The sequence below is a fragment of the Wolbachia endosymbiont (group B) of Parapoynx stratiotata genome (assembly GCF_947250635.1).
In the GTDB taxonomy this organism is placed as follows: domain Bacteria; phylum Pseudomonadota; class Alphaproteobacteria; order Rickettsiales; family Anaplasmataceae; genus Wolbachia.
The window spans coordinates 323000-340435 of sequence record NZ_OX366335.1; the positions used below are offsets into that span (position 1 = coordinate 323000).

The 17436-nt window shown below is 35.5% G+C and carries 2 protein-coding genes; one reads left to right on the top strand and one right to left on the bottom strand.

Annotated features, from left to right (window positions below; all coding sequences use genetic code 11):
- The first annotated feature begins 2 nt into the window (after window positions 1–2).
- Window positions 3–7781: a Tc toxin subunit A-related protein gene (locus OOT12_RS01530; protein ID WP_264685338.1), complete on the top strand. Its 7779-nt coding sequence runs from the start codon at window positions 3–5 to the stop codon at window positions 7779–7781.
- A 12-nt stretch (window positions 7782–7793) separates the two neighbouring features.
- Here the strand turns inward: OOT12_RS01530 and OOT12_RS01535 are convergent, their stop codons facing one another.
- Window positions 7794–17384 carry an ankyrin repeat domain-containing protein gene (locus tag OOT12_RS01535; protein ID WP_264685339.1) on the bottom strand — a complete coding sequence of 3197 codons (9591 nt, stop codon included), beginning with the start codon at window positions 17382–17384 and terminating at the stop codon, window positions 7794–7796.
- Window positions 17385–17436: the final 52 nt, after the last annotated feature.

Consider the following 17436-nt stretch of genomic DNA (forward strand, 5'->3'; position numbering starts at 1 on the left):
TTTTGAACGTTCCCAAGGATTTAGTTACAAACACAGATAATAGTACTATATTAAAGAAAATTTGGAATATTAATGATAACGAACTCACTTCTTTAGTCAACTATAACGATGAAGTTTCTGACAAAATTGGAAAATCATTAATCTCAGAAGTACATAAGCAAATCCTGCTAGCAAGGTTGATGAATATATCAACAGTAGAAATAGTACAAATTTTACTGCAGCTAAACATCACTGATCTAAATCTAGATAATATAGAGCGTATTTTTGAATTAAATAATTGGCTAAATAACAATTCTATTACCATTGAGCAATTAAACACATTGATCAACTCTTCTGCACTTTCTCACCAGCATGTAAAGGAGATAAATGAGATAGAGGAAGAAATAGAAAAGAATCAAGAATTAGAAATCAGAAAAAGGCTAGACTCGTTAGTGAGTCACGCTGAGCTTACTGGCGAGTGGAAAATACAAATAGAAAAAATACTGGAAGAATCAGAAATCAAAAAATTAGAAAACAGAGAGAAATTAGATGCGTTGATGAATAATTCTACACTTTCTGTGGATTGCAAAACGAAAATAAAAGGTATATTGGAAGAATTAAAAAGCAAAGAAAAATTAGATTCGCTAATTAATGACTCTACACTTTCTGAAGAATATAAAATAAAAGAAATAATAGAAAAAACGGGAAACAAAAAACTAACAAGCAAGGAAAGGTTGGATGCATTAATCAATGATTCTACACTTTCTGAAAAATGCAAAACAAGAATAAGTGAGGTAATAGAAGAACGAGAGAATCTTCATAATGAAATACGTAAACATTTTAACATAAGCTCTGACGTATTAGCCGCAGCTCATCAATTTACAGAAAAGCAGCCAACAAATTTGCAGTTATTAAGACTTGAGTCTCCAAATAAAAATATTGTTCATGATGTAGGTATAATTGGCAATAAGGCCGTTTTTCTTGGAAAGAGTGAAGTACACAGCAAAAATTCTGTAGAGTCTTCAATGCGTGAACCACGAAAAAACGTAGCAGTAGCAACAATTGGCACGAAGACTATTTTCTTTTGTGGTAAGAAAAGTGAAAATGAATACTCACGAAAAATAGACATCTACGATGAAGAAGCCAAAAGCTGGATAACTGAGGCAGCCAGCGAGGCACGTGATAGTGCTGCAGTTGCTGTTGTTGGCAACAAAGCTATTTTCCTTGGTGGAAATAAAGATAATAGACGATGTTCATTGCAAGTAGACGTCTATGATAATGGCGTGTGGACAAAACATACAGCCAGTGAAGCTCGCTCAAATGCTTCGGTTGCTGTAGTTGGTGAAAAAGCCATTTTCTTTGGTGGTAAAATTAATAAAACAAGATCAAGTGCGATAGATATATATAATAATGGAGAATGGGTAAATCGCACAGATACAGCTAGTGAAGCACGATCAAACGCATCAGTAGCTATAATTGATACGAAAGTTATTTTCTTTGGTGGTAGTAAAGGTGATAACCAGTGTTCTTCAAAGGTTGATATCTATGATAGTAAAGCTGAAAAATGGACAACGCATACAGTTAGTGAAGCTCGTGAAAATGCATCAGTAGCTGTGGTTGATGGCAAAGCTATTTTCTTTGGTGGTAAAGTAGGTCAAACGAGATCTAATAAAATAGATATTTATGATGCTAAAACTGAGAAATGGATAGAAGTTCAACACGTTGCCAGTGAAGCACGTGATATGGTGCAAGTTGCTGTAGTTAATAAACAAGCTATTTTCTTTGGTGGAAACAAAGGAAATCAAGAATATTCTAAATATATAGACGTCTATGATGGCGCTACTGATAGCTGGAAGTTTACAGGTGAGATTAGCAGAGCGCATAACAACGTATCAGTAGCTGTAATTGGTACAAAGGCTATATTCTTTACAAAGGAGATGGATAATAGAATTGCTGGCCAAGTATATATTTACGACTCTACTGGTTATTCTGCAAATAATTCTATAGCTAAAAACTGGACAAGACGTATTGAAAAAGGAAATGAAATGCGTGACGGTTTGCTTGCAGAAATCACGAGTAGTGCAAGGTCCTCTGGAAAAATAGATATTTATGATAATATAGTTAAAACTTGGAAGACTGTTGATGTTTATAAGCCTATTGAATGTACTTCGATAGACATTCGAAATAATAAAGCGATCTTAACTTGCAAAGATTCATCTGGAAAAACATATAAAGAAACGTACTCAATAGACTTATCTATAACTTACGATGCAATGATTGAAGAACTTCTAAATAATGTTGCAGTTTTTACAACATTTAAGCTTAGTGCAGAAGATATAAAAAGTATTACATGTCATTCAAATATTTATGGCCTAAAAGCAACATGGACAGAGAAGCAGATTAAAACCCTTTCAAATCATAAAGCACTGCAAGATGCTTTTTCTGGTAACGAACTTACTCTTTCACAATATGTAGAATGGCTACATGACAGTTATGATGAAAGCAAAGTCACAGAAAAAATAACGCAGCTTACTAATTGGGACAAAAAGTTACTAAGTCAAATCAAAGAAATTGATGCTTTTAAAAAATGTTTCAGTAAAGAAAATCATCCTATAGACTCTTTGCTAAAAATTAAGTCTCTTGTAGATATGGCAGAACAAACAGGTATTGATGGTCAAATTTTGCTAGAACTAAAAGACTTACATAATTTGCCATCATCTACTGGATGGAATAAGTACAATAACATTGAAAGGAAACTACGGGAATTGCTAAGTTATGTAGAGGGAGTGAAAGAACATCTAGAAAACCAGAAGCGCAATATCCTATCAAACTATATGCTGTACACATATTCTGAGGTCAAAAATAAGAATATGCGAGGTCTGTATGCGTTCTTATTGATTGATGTTGAAATAAGTGACTGCTCAAAAATCTCCCCACTTAAAGCAGGGCTAAATAGCCTTCAGCTATATATTCATCGTTGTATATTAGGGCTAGAAGAAGGAGTAGCAGTTAATTCTGAATTAACTGAAGAAATGTGGGACTTATTAGATAATTATAGAGAATGGGAGGCAACTAAGAAAATTGCATTATACCCTGAAAATTACCTCAACCCTACGCTACGTAAATCTGCAACTGCAGAATATAAGGTATTACAAAACACTTTAATGCAAGGTAATCTTACAGATGAAGAAGCAGCGAATGCATATATTAAGTATTTTGAGGATTTTGCACAGCTTGTGAATCTGCAAATAGTAGATACCTATTTTATAAGTGAAAAGAACGAGCTATATATTTTAGGTCGAACAATAGCAGAGCCTTATACTTACTATTATCGGGTTGGTAATTTTGAAGATGGTAAAACCGGAAGCCAACAGATTTGGGAGGCTTGGCAAAAAATTGAAGCACAAGTACCAGTTAGTATAGCAAGAATAGTCCATGTATTTGGTAGGATATTTGTTTTTTGGCTACAAAAGACTGAAAAGGAAAAACAAGTTGAAAATGTGTCAATTAATGATTCTACTTTGGCTGTGCATTATATGTTTAAGAAAGCAGATGGCAGTTGGTCAGCTCAACAAAAGTTGCCATTTGATGTTGAGGTAGATGAAAAGTGTGAATCTCACATAAGACAATATTTTTCTTCCAGGAATTGGGAGAAAAGTCAGCAAGAGTTGTGTGAAAGTTGGAAAGCGAAGGATGAAGAAACAAAAGTAAATTATAGCAAAAATGGTGAATGGACTACAGATAGACCTGTAGAAGAGGCTATAGAATATTTTAAAAGTAAGGTCAAAAAGTGGGATAAAGATATAAAAGATAAGGTAAAAGAGTCAAAAGATATAAAATTTAATGGTAAGCTGAAAGTAGCTGTACAGAATAGTGAAATATTAATTTTATCTTGTGAAGACGGTTTTCAAAATAGTAAGTTTATTCTGAAAGAGGACCTAACATCAGAAAGGTCCTATACGCGTTACTTTAATAGTATGAACAGCATTGCAGAGGCAGAAAAAAGTATAAAAGAATTCTACGATAAGAAAAAGGAAGAGGAGAAGAAAGTTGTTACACGCCAGATAAATGAAATGCAGAAAAAAATAGATAAAAAGAAGGCAAGAGAGAATGATAAGCAAAGTGAGTTAATTAGTTTAGAAAACAAAAAAGATGGCGAGAAAAGGAGTAAAGATGCGTTACAAAGCAAGGTAAATTCTGTAGAACAAGATATAAAAGAAAAGAGAAGATTATGGCAGGATATAGAGAATTTAAAAGTAAAGTTGAATAATTTATTTCCGCATAGATCAAGTGATTCATATGAAGAAGCAGCAGAGAGAGGCAATTTACGAGCAGTAATAAATAATTTGAAACAAGAGCTAACACAGCACAAGCAAAATGTAGAGAGTACAAATGTAGAATTACAGCAAGAGTTAATAACACTAGAAACGGAAACGGCAACTTTAATCAATAACATAGCTAAGCTAGCAACAGAGGAAACTGTGGATGATAACTTACAGAGAAAAACAAAAGATATAATAAAACGGTTAAGTGATTTACAATTACAAGAAGCACAGCTAGATCCACTAGAGGAGTCAGGAGAAAAAGGGAAGCTTCGAGTAGCTGCAGATAATTTGAAACAAAAGTTAGCACTACTCAAGCAAAGTACAGAAAGCAAAAAAGTAGAATTGCTGGAGCAGCTAACAGAGTTAGAAACAAAAGTGACAAATTTGGAAAGTGAGATAAACAGATTGCAAGAGCCAGAAAAAACTATAGAGGTATTAAAAAAAGAGAAGGGTATATTAGAGGAAAGTATAAAACAGCATGAAAAAGAGATAAAGAAGTTAGATGATGAAATAAAACAGTATGAAAAAGAAAAAGAGTATCTTAAGAATGTAATATCACAATTACAAAAAGATAAAAAAGAAATAGAAGACGTTAATAATAAAGTTGCTGAACAGGAAAGGCATAAGCAATTGGATGGAAAAAGAGATAAAGAGATAAAGTTAGTAAGAGAATTAATTATTCAAGAGAAAAACGATAACGTAGATCAAAGTAAATACAAAAGCATAGAAATTTTTAATTTAATCAACAAGTCATATAAAGAAGCTTACATTAAGGGATCAGAAGCAATCTTAGCACCAGAGGAGCAGCCAAAAGACTGCTATTTTTATGGATTTTACGGGATATATTTATGGGAAATATTCTTCCATATTCCAACACTGGTTGCATATCTTTTCAACCAGGAGCAGAAGTTTGCTGAGGCACGCAGGTGGTATCAATACGTCTTCAATCCTACCAATAGGGGCTGCAATGCATGGCAATTTCTTCCCTTTAAAACTAAATGCGGAAATTCATATGGTAATGAGAAGTGTGATAGTGGAAAGTTAATAGATTTACTTGATCCGTACAAAGAGGCTGACAAGAAAAAGATCTCTTATGAGAAGTATGTAATAATGTCATACGTGGATAATTTAGTCGATTGGGGGGATATGCTCTTTTCTAAAAATTCATGGGAAGGAATTAGCCAAGCAACGATGCTTTATATAAGAGCTTGGGACCTTCTTGGAGAAAAGCCCAAAAAGAAAGGAAAGTTCAAAGCTGAGCCTGAGAATATATGTGAGTTGTCGAATAATAAATATGACATATGTAAAATAGAAGCAGAAGCTCCGAGAGATACTGTTCAAAATACACGCAATAGTTCTAGTGCTGCTGTAGTTGATCTCACTACATATTGCAGTTATTTCTGCACTCCAGAAAATAAAGATTTTATTGCCTTATGGGATAGGATTGAGGATCGTCTTTATAAAATAAGACATTGCTTGGATATCAAAGGTAAACGTTTAGAGCTTCCTCTATTCCAGCCACCAATTGACCCAAGGCAATTAATCAGTGCTGCAGTTGGAGGAAGTACTGTAATGCTGCCAAAAGCTCAAGTGTCTCATTACCGTTTTAAGTACATGATTACTTATGCTAAATCAATTGCTGATACCGTTACTCAAATTGGTTCAGAGCTATTAAGCGTTTTAGAGAAAAAAGATGCTGAGGCACTTAATTTACTTTACAACAAACAAGAAGCTACAATGGCTAACTTAATGACAACCATTAAGGAAAAAGCCATTGAAACATTAAAAGAAGAGGCTAAGGCACTTAATGTAAGTTTGAGTAGCGCAAAAGACCGAAAATCTCATTATGAAAAATTAATTAATAAAGGGTGGTCTGCTCTTGAGATTTCTTCAATGGCCATATCTGTAGCTTCAACTATTACATTAACTGCAGCAGGTATTGCTAGACAAGTCGCAGCACCAATACACCTTATCCCTACAATATTTGGCTTTTCTTGTGGAGGGTTTCAACCTGGTAGCTCTGCAGATTCAATAGCGCGTGGACTTGAAATATTTTCTAGCGTGGCTGGTGCTCTTTCACAGAACCTTAGTACTTCAGCAGGTTATGAAAGAAGAGCTGAAGATTGGAATCTGCAAAAAATCATAGCAACTCATGATGTTGAGCAAATTGGCCATCAAATAGAAGCAAATAAAATAAACCAAGCAAATGCTATACAAGACCTTAGAGCCCACAAGGAATCAATCAAGCAGATTAAAGAAAAAGAGTCTTTCTTCAGGGGCAAATTTACTAACCAAGAACTATATAGCTGGATGAAGGGAGAACTTAAAAGCTTATATATAAAAACTTATAGACTTGCCCTTGAGATCGCAAAGCAAGCTGAATGGACTTATCAGTATGAGATTGATAACGGCAAAGCGTTCATTCAACCAGGGCACTGGAATAGCTTTAAAGAAGGCCTACTTTCAGGACAAAAGTTAAAGTTTGAACTTGAGCAACTTGACAAAGAGTACCATGATACCAATGAAAGAAGGTTAGAAATCACTAAAGTAATCTCACTTAAATCTCTTGATCCTATAGCACTTCATGAGCTTAAAACTAAGGGAAGCTGTAAATTCTCCTTCACGGAAAAATTATTTGACCTTGATTTCCCTGGTCACTATGCTCGTAAGATTAAAGATATAAAGATTACTGTTCCAGCAGTAGTTGGTCCTTATGAAAATGTTCATGCAAGTTTGCAACAAACAAGTAACCAAGTAGTGTTAAAAAGCGATGGTGCAATAAACGCAATTAAATACTTAGTGAACCCAAGTGAAGAAGAACAGCCTGAAACTGATCTTTTAAGAGTTAATTGGAAGCCAAATCAAGAAATTGCTATCTCAAAAGCTGATCAAGATAGTGGTCTTTTTGAACTTAGTTTTGGTGATGAACGTTACTTACCATTTGAAGGCACAGGTGCAGTTTCTACCTGGGAATTAAGCCTTCCTCAAGCAACCAATAGGTTCGATATCAGTACCATTTCTGATGTGATAATTCATTTGGACTATACAGCTCTAAATGGAGGTGAGGTTTTAAGTCGTCAAGTAAAAAATCTTGATCAAATAAAGTACTATCAAGGTACATTAGTTGTCAATCTAAGTGCGGTCTACCCGGAAGAATGGGGCAAGTTTAAACAGGCAAAGGGGCAATTCTCTGAGTTAAAGTTCAAGCTATTTCCTGAAATCTTTCCTATTCATGTAAAGGATCCAGAAGTTGATTTAAATGATGGTAACAATATCTGTATCATACCTACAACGCCAGATGCAGATAAAATAACTATAAAATTGGATAACTACAACTGGGAACGTAATTCTAAAAAGATTGTTAATCCTTCACTAACAATTGGCACTGACTGGAATATTCAAGTCAACAATGCAGATATAAGTAAACTTGAGGAAATCATAATTATGGTTCCTTATAAAGCAACGATTAACTGGTAACTTCTATACCTGCTATTTTAATAATGAGTAGCAGGTCTCTTTGCTTTTTTCATTTGTGATACCTTTTTCTATAAGAACACTTTGTATAGAGGTAGGTACTTGGATGCTAGCTTGGATTTGCAGATCAGCATTATTTAATATTCGATCTTTCTTACCATTATAGGCTTTTTTAAATCCATCGATTTGCTTTTGACTTAAATTTTGTGAAAATGCCTTTTCTACATATGAGTCTAAAAGACTAGCAATTGTATCATAATTGCCACTTGTAATTTTTGCTGTGATAGTTTTTTGTACTTCTAAAAAATCAATTCTTACTGATTTCCATGCTATACCACTACTACGAGCTGCTTGCTTCATTACTTGCTCTAGCTTTTCCACTATACGTAAAGTACAGCCTATTGTCTCCTCTTTTGATAAAGTACTGCTTTCATAAGCTCTACATTTCATGTTGCATTTATTTCCATTGAACCAGCTATATAATACATAATAAAGCATCATGTCTGCATTACTAATATTCCCAAGCCTTTCTTGAATAATAGGTGTAGCTTTGGCCGTATTACTCGATAAAAATAGTTGTTCAGTATTAGGTACTGGCTGTGAAAATAGCCAACCTTTTACCAAAGAAACTAAGCTACCTATCAGCGAAGAGTGCCTGCCTGCACCACTGCTTTGAAACTGATCTGCAGTAGCAAAAAGATGGCGACTATGCCTGATATTAGCAACATGCTCTTTTTCTTCCAGAGCTTGGCTTAAGTATTCTGCTACACTTATACGGTTTGTAGAAATAGCTACATCAAGTGGATTTTCATGATCAATACTGAGAAGATTAATATCTGCTTCTTTTTCCTCTACAAGAAACTTGACGGTTTCTAAATGACCTTTACTGGCAGCATAATGAAGAGGCGTCCAATTGTCTGCACCTACCTTATTAACACTTATTCCTTTATCAAGGAAAAATTTTACAATATCTTTATGTCCATTTTCAGCAGCAATATGTGGAGGCATTTTACCACTCAGATCAACAGCATTAATATTTGCTCCTTTCTCTTCTACTAAAAACCTTACAGCTCCCAAATGACCATGCCTTGCAGCATAGTGTAATGGTGTCCAATTGTCCTGACCTAAATCATTAACATTCATTCCCTGGTTTATTAAAAGTTCTATAACTTTTTGATGCCCACGTTCAGCAGCAATGTGCAAAGGTTTTGCGCTGTTAGCATCTATAGCATTAAAATTTGCTCCCTCAGCTAAAAGCGATCGGACAAAATCCAAATTACCAGAATGGGCAGCATAATGTAATGGCGTCCACATTAAACTAGTATCCGGATCATTAATACTGAGCCCTTGTTGTACGAAGAACAGTACAATATTTTTATGTACGTTATTAGCTGCGGAGTGTATCGGTCTTTTTCCATCATTACTTACAGCTCTAGTATCTGCACCTTCTTCAACCAAAGATTTAGTAGCCTTCAAGCGCCCATGCTGGGCAGCATAATGCAAAGGTGTTAATTGCTGATAATCAGCATTATTAACATTTAATTCTTTTTGCATAAAAAACTCTACGATACGCTCATGTCCATACTTGGCTGCAATATGTAAAGGCCCAGCACCATAAACATCTTTAGTATCGACAACATTTCTATCTTGACGAACAAGAAACCTAATAACCTCTAAAAGTTTACTATCATCAATGTGTTTATTATTCCTGCCTTTAGCAGCATAATATAAAGGTGTCCAATTGTCTTTGCCTTTGTCATCAACACTTAGCTGCTTTTGCACAACAAAAAATTCTACTATATCCTTATGACCATACTGAGCAGCATAATGCAAAGGTTTTGCATTACTAGAATCCTGAGCATTGACATTTGCTCCTCTACTTACAAGAAGTTTAATCACTTCCAAATTACCGCCTTTAGCAGCATAATGTAGTGGTATTTGGCTCTCTTTATCTTGATAGTTAACATTCAATCCTCTGCTAAGGAAAAACCCAACAGCATTTTTGTGTCCATGTTCAGCAGCAATATGTAAAGGACTCACACCGTTAATATCAAAAGCAATAATATTTGCTCCTTTGCCTGCAAGAAACTCAATAACGCTCAAATTACCACTTTCAGCAGCATAGTGCATTAATGTTTTATTACTTTTATCTTGGTCATTAACACTTAGCTGTTTTTCTACAGTAAAGAACTCCACAATACCTTTATGACCGTACTCAGCAGCAATATGCAAAGGTTTTAAATTATTAGAATCTTTGGCATTGATATCTGCTCCTCTACTGATGAGGAACTTTATAACTTCTAAGTTATCACTCTTGGCAGCATAGTGTAATGGCGTCCACTGATTCTTATCTAAATCATTGACACTTAATCCCCTATTGAGGAAAAACTCTACGATATCTTTATGTCCATACTCAGCAGCAATATGCAAAGATTTTGTTCCACTTATCGTTTGATCATGAATGTTTGATCTAAAGTTAATAAGTAGTTTCACAACTTCTAAGTTACCACTCTTAGCAGCTTCATGGAGCGGAGTAAGGTAATCTTTATTATTTCTAGCATTAGTATAAGCCTTTTTTCTAAGAAGAAACCTGACAATCTCTAAATCACCACCTTGAGCAGCTTTGTGCAATGGTGTTAAGTCGTTATCATCTCTAGAGTTAACATCTGCACCTATATTAAAATAGTGTTCAACCTTTCTAAAATCTTTCTGACTTATCGCATCAAATAATCCTGCGTTTGAAAGAGCTTTTATGACTTCTAGGTGGCGCTTTTCTGTAGCAAGTTGTAACGGTATCTTGCCATGAAAATCTTGAACATTAATATCTGCCTCTCTTTCTATAAGCAACTTCACAACCTCTGAGTGACCAGAATCAGCAGCATAATGGAGTGGTGTCCAGCTATTCCAACCAGAAGCATTAATATTTGATCCGCTGTTAAGCAAAAATTCCACTACGCCTTTATGGCCATATTGAGCAGCAATATGTAAAGGTTTTATGTAATGAGACCCAGCATTAACATTTGCCCCTTCTTCTACTAAAAGTTTTATGAGTTTTATGTGGTTTCTATAAGCGGCATAATGCAGCGGTGTCCAGTTATTGTGACCAGAATAATTAACATCAGCTCCTTCTTTAAGATAACCTCTAACTCTTTGTATGTCATTCCTTCCTACAGAATGAAACATAGCCTCATTTAACAGTAATTCAGTAATTTCTCCATTCTCTTTTTCCTTAGCAAGTTGTAATGGTGTTTTACCGTCTGAATCCCTCGCGTTGATGTCTGCTCTCTTTTCTATTAGTAACTTTACAAGTTCAAAATAACCTTCCTCTGCAGCATAATGTAATGGCGTTTTATTATTTTTGTCTGGCTCACTAGCACTCACTCCATGTTCGAGTAAGAACTCAGCAACATTTTTGTACCCATTTTTGGTAGCAACATGTAACGGGCTTTCACCACTAATGCTTTTTATGTTTAGGCTCGCTCCTTTACTTTGTAAAAACCTTATCATCGATAAGTCGCCATTTTCTGCTGCAATATGCAACATTCCCCATCCCCACCTGTTAGTCACATCAACATCAGCTCCACTAGTAAGATATTCACTAATCTGGTCACGATCTCCCTGCTTAACGGCATTAAATAATGCCTTATCTTGTAACAATTTAATTGTCTCAGGTTCAGTTGCGAGTTGCAATGGCGTGTTTTCTTCAGAATCTTGAATATTGATATCTGCTCCTTTCTCTATCAAAAATTCTACAACTGCTGAATGGCTTTTCTCAGCTGCTTGATGCAAAGCTGTTTTTCCACTTATACCTTTGTCATCGATACTCAACCCTTCTCTGTTTTTCCTTAAGAAAAACTCCATCACATTTGTATGACCATATTGAGCAGCAACATGCAATGGCTTATTTCTGTTAGTATCCTTAAGGTTGATATCTGCGTCTTCTCCTACCAGAAATTCTACTACTGCCAAGCGTCCATGTCTAGCAGCATAATGTAATGGTGTCCAATTATTCCTACCACGACTGTCAACACCATCACTTTTCACTTTCCCTACTATCAAAAACGCTACTACGTCTTCGTATCCATTCCTAGCAGCATAATGCAAAGGCTTTGCATTATAAGACTTAGCATCAACATTTGCTCCTTGTGCCTTTAGAAGCCTAACGATTTCAATGTAACCTTTGCTAGCGGCATCATGCAGCAATGTCCAGTCATTTTCGTCTTTGTAGTTAGGGTCTGCTCCTTCAGCAAGATACTGTTCAGCTTTATTTAACTCTCCTTGTTTCACAGCATTAAATAATGCTTTATTACGCAATAATCTTGCTGCTTCTTGATGGTTTTTACTGCTTGCTAGTTGCAGAGGTGTTTTATTGTCAGTACTTTTAGCATCAATATCTGCTCCTTTTTCTATTAGAAACTTTACAACTTCTGGATACCCTTTGTCAGCAGCGTAGTGTAGCATAGTCCAATCACTATTACCTTTATCGTTAATGCTTAGCTCATCCCCGTGCCACCTGAGGAAAAATTCTATAATACTTCTATGCCCGTTATCTGCAGCAATATGTAAAGGCTTATTTCCGTTAGAATCTTGAGCATTAATATTTGCCCTCTTTGTTATCAGAAGTTCTACAATTGTCAAACCACCTCTGCTTGCAGCATAGTGAAGCGGTGTCCATCCATTTCTATTTACATCATTAATACTAAGGCCAGCTCTTTCCTCTTTCAGAAAGAATTCTACTACGTCTCTACGACCGTAATCAGCAGCAATATGCAAAGGCTTATTGCCATTTTGATCTCTAGTACTAATGTTTGCCCCTCTTGATATTAGAGCCTGAGCAACTCTTAGATATCCTCTACTTGCAGCTTCATGTAATACTGTCCATCCATTCTTATCTGAATAATTAACGTTAGCTCCATTATCAAGGTATCTTTCTACATCATTTAAATTGCCCTGCTTTACAGCATGTAATAATGTTTTATTTTGTAATAATCTTTTAATTGGCCCTTCATTAGCTAGTTGCAGAGGTGTTAGATTATCATAGTCAATTGCATTAATATCTGCACCATTCTCTATGAGAAACTCTGCAACTTCAGGGTGGTTATACTTGGCAGCATAATGAAGCGGTGTCCAATTATTTTTGCCTCTATCATTAATGTTAGCATCTGCCTCATTCACACCATTTTTTCTACTGAGAAAATATCTTACAACATCTAAAGAGCCTTTCTCGGCAGCAATATGCAAAGGTTTATCTCCATCTCTACTTTTAGCATTAATATTCGCTCCCTTCTCTTCCACTAAAGACCTGATCAATGGCAAATTATTTCTCACAGAAGCAGCGTGTAAAAGCCCCCATCCCCATCTGTTAGTAGAGTTTACATTAGCTCCATCTCTGAAAGAGTCTTGTACTCTCACTAAATTTCCTTCTTTCACAGCATCAAAAAGTGCTTTATTTAACAATAACTCCTTGACTCCTTCATCCTGGGCAAGTTGTAGAGGTGTTTTGCCACCAGAGTTTTCTGCATTGATATTTGCACCTCTTGTTATCAAAAGCTCCACAACTTCCGACCTGCCCTGCTCAGCGGCATAATGGAGTGGTGTCCAGCTATCTTTGCCTAAATCGTTAACACTGAGCTTTTTATCAAGAAAAAACTTTACTATATCCGTATGTCCATTCTTTGCAGCAAGATGCAGAGGTTTATCCCCATCAGCATCTTTAAGATTAATATCTGCACCTTTTTCTCCTACTAAATATCGAACAACTTCAAAGTGATTACTCTCAGCAGCATAGTGTAGTGGTGTTTTATTATCTTTACCTTTATCATTAACTTTACCATTAAGTAGAAGCTTCACAATGTTTATGTGGCCATATTGTGAAGCAATATGCAAAGGTTTGTCCCCATCAGAATTTTCAGCATCAATGCTTGCTCCTCTTTCTACTAGAAGCGAAACTATTAGCAAATGACCTTTTTCAGCTGCACGATGCAACAGCGTCCAATCATTATCGCTCAGAGAGTTAGGATCAGCTCCATTGTCAAGATATCTTTGAACTTGAGCATACTCTCCTTGTTCTACAGCATCAAATAATGCCTCATTTTGTAATGACCTGGCAATTTCCTGATTACCAGTTATAAGCTCTAAAGGTGCTTTACCTTGGGCATTCTGGATAGTAATATCTGCACCTTCTTTGATAAGAAAATTTACAGTTTGTGAATAGTTGTTTGCACTAGCATAATGAAGTGGTGTCCAATTATCTCTACCTAAATCATTAATATTCATTCCCTGCTCATCAATGAAAAACCTTACTATTGGCTGATGCCCACTTTTGGCTGCAATGTGTAATGGTTTGTCCTCGTCAGAATTTCTAATGTTAATGTCTGCCTGCTCTCTCGTTAAAAACTTTACGACTTTTAGATGCCCGCCTTCAGATGCATAATGCAGTGGAGTCCAATTGTTTAAATCAGTTGCATTAACAGCTGGCCAACTTTGCACTAAAAGCTCAACTACATCAGAGTAACCATAACGTGCAGCATGATGAAGGAAAATTCTGCCATTTTGATCACTATAGTCAGTATTAACCCTTATTCCTTTAACTTCTTTGTTGAGATAATTTCTCACCTCCGACACTTTATTTTGTTTTACAGCACCAGACAACCCTTCATTTAGTAAGAATTGAATTACTTCAGGCTCGCTTGCCAGATCTACTGGTAATTTTCCTTGAGAATTATGGGCATTAATATTCGCTCCTTTCTTTATAAGAAACTTTACAATCTCAATGTGACCTTCTTTAGAAGCATGATGTAAAGCTGTCCAATTATTTCTATCTTTGCTATCAATAGTAGCTTCTTTTTCTTCAATCAAGTACTGTACAACATTAAGGCTATTGCTTGCAGCAGCATAATGCAGGGGCGTCCACTTAGTTTCCCCTTGTTCATTAACACTTAATCCTTGTTGATCGATAAAAAATTCTACAATATCTTTATGCCCATTTTTTGCAGCAATGTGCAAAGGTTTTTCTCTACTATCTGTTCTTGCGTTTACATTTGCTTTTTTTTCTACCAGAAATTCTGCTGCTTTTGTATAACCATTGCGAGCGGCATAATGGAGTGGTGTCCAGTTATTTAGATCTGAATAGTTAACATCAATCTCATTTGCAAAAAGACCTTTAATCTTATTAATGTCATCACCCAGGTTATCTCCTCTTACAGCATTGAATAGCTCTCTACTCCGCAATAACTTTGCCACCTCCCTGTGACTATCTCCTTTTTCAACAGCAAGTTGCAATGGCGTTTCTCCACTTAAACCCGTAGCGCCAATATTTGCTCCTTTTTTTATAAGAAATTTTACTACCGGTAATCGATTTTCATAAACGGCATAGTGAAGCGGTGTCCAGTTATTTTTTCCTACTTCATCAATACTTGCTTGCTTACTCAAAAAAAGCTCTACCACGTCGCCTTTGCCATAAGTAGCAGCAAGATGTAAAGGTGTATTTCCGTCAGAATCTTTAGCGTTAACAACATTTGAGTCTTTATTGATAAGTTCTGTTGCTAGCGTTTTATATCCTAAGCTAGCAGCATAATGTAACGGCTGCCATCCATTTTTCTCGTATGAATAATTAAGATTTTGAATATATTTTCTGACCTTTGATATATCATTTTTCCTTATAGCATCAATCAACGCCTTGCCCTGCAACATTGCTTTAACTTCTTGCCGATTACTTTCACCTTGGGGAAGCTGTTGAGCAAGGTCAAGTGGAGTTACACTATTAGAATTTTCAGCATAAATATCTGCTTCTTTTTTTATCAAAAACTTTACTAAATCGCTGCTACCTTTGTTAACAGCATGATGTAGCGGTGTCCAATTATCCTTTCCTTGATCATTAATATCTAATCCCTTCTCATCAATGAAGAATTTTACAACTTTTGTATGTGCATGGCTGGACGCAATATGTAAGGGTTTATCTCCATCATTAGTTGTAGCATTAATGTTTGCTCCTCTTTCCACTAGTAGCTTTACCAGCTCTTGAGCTTCTGTTTTTTTATTAGCAGTATAATGTAACGGGGTCCATCCGTTATTATCTTCACGGTTAATTTCAGCTCCTTCCTCAAGGCATTTTCTGATCTTGTTAATATTTCCTTCTTCTATTGAATTAAGCAATGCTCTACTCAATAATAACTGTGTTGTTGCCTGATGGTCTTTTTCTTTAGCTAATTGTAACGGTGTTTTGTTACCAGAATTTATAGCATCAATATTTGCTCCCTTTTCAAGAAGAAGCTCTACAATATTTTTATGACCTTGATCAGCAGCAATATGTAAAGGCGTATTTCTCTCATGGTCTTTAGCATTAATAACACTTAAATCCTCTGCTATGAGCACTTCTGCTGAAGCTTTATAACCTAAGCTTGCAGCATAGTGTAATGGAGTCCACTTATTACTTTCATACAGATAGCTAACTTTAGCTTTCCTCTGAATAAGATTTTCAACTTCTGTAATATCATTCTGCTTTACGGCATCAATTAATGCCTTACCTAGCAGTATTTCTTTCACTTTTTTATAGTCCTTGTCTTTAATGAGGTCAAATGGAGTTTCATTGCCATAATTTTTAGCATTGATATTTGCTTCCTTTTTCTCTACCAAGTACCTAACGACATCAACGCGATTACTTTCAGCAGCATAATGTAGGGGTGTCCAATTATCCTTTCCTGGGTCATTAACACTTAATCTTTTTTCATCCAGAAAGAACTTTACGATATTTTCATGTCCATTCCTTGCAGCAATGTGTAAAGGCTTATTATTATCAGAATTTCTAGAATTAATGTCTGCATTTTTATCTACTAAAAACCTTACAAATTCCAAATCATCTACTGTTCTATTAGAAGCATAATGTAAGGCTGTCCAACCATTCTGATTTTTATAATCAATTTCTCCTTTTTTAAGACATTCCTGAATTTTTTTACTACTTCCTTCCTTTGCAGCATCAAGCAATGCTTTATTTTGTCGTAACTTTTCCTTTTCTGATTCTTTACTTTTTAAAAAGTCCGTAATAGTTTGATATCCTTTTCCCTCAGCAAGCTGTAATGATGTTTTACCATCAGGATTTTTTTTGCTAATATCTGCTCCATTTTCTACGAGAAATACCACAACTGAGTACTTACCTTCTTCAGAAGCGTAATGCAATGGTGTCCAAGCACCATTAGCTAGAGCATCAATCGTTGCGTTTTTTCCTACTAAAAACTTTACCATCTCAAGTTCACCTTTTTTAGCGGCATAGTGAAGTGGCGTCACGTAATCTTTTCCTGGATCATTAACATCCATTTTTTTCTCATTAATAAAAAACTCTACGATTTTTGTATGTCCATTATCTGCAGCAATATGTATAGGCTTCTGCTGAGCATTGGTTTTACCATCGATAAGGTTTATATCTGTTAAATTTGCTAAAAATTCTGTAGCGTTTAAGTTGCCATACTGAGCAGCATAGTGTAGCAAATTCCACCCATCTACGTCAGAATGCCCAGCAATAGTCACATTATCGTTTATAAGTTCTACAACTTTTCTGTTATTATTATTTCTTATAGCTTGTTTTATATTTTCAAACTGCTCTGATGGCATCTAACCCTCTCTAAAATTGACAAAATCCTCACCAAAAAGCTCTTTGCATTAA

Bases quoted from the DNA above. Each gene is read 5' to 3' on its own strand.
- OOT12_RS01535 (WP_264685339.1), bottom strand. From the start codon at position 17,384: ATGCCATCAGAGCAGTTTGAAAATATAAAACAAGCTATAAGAAATAAT.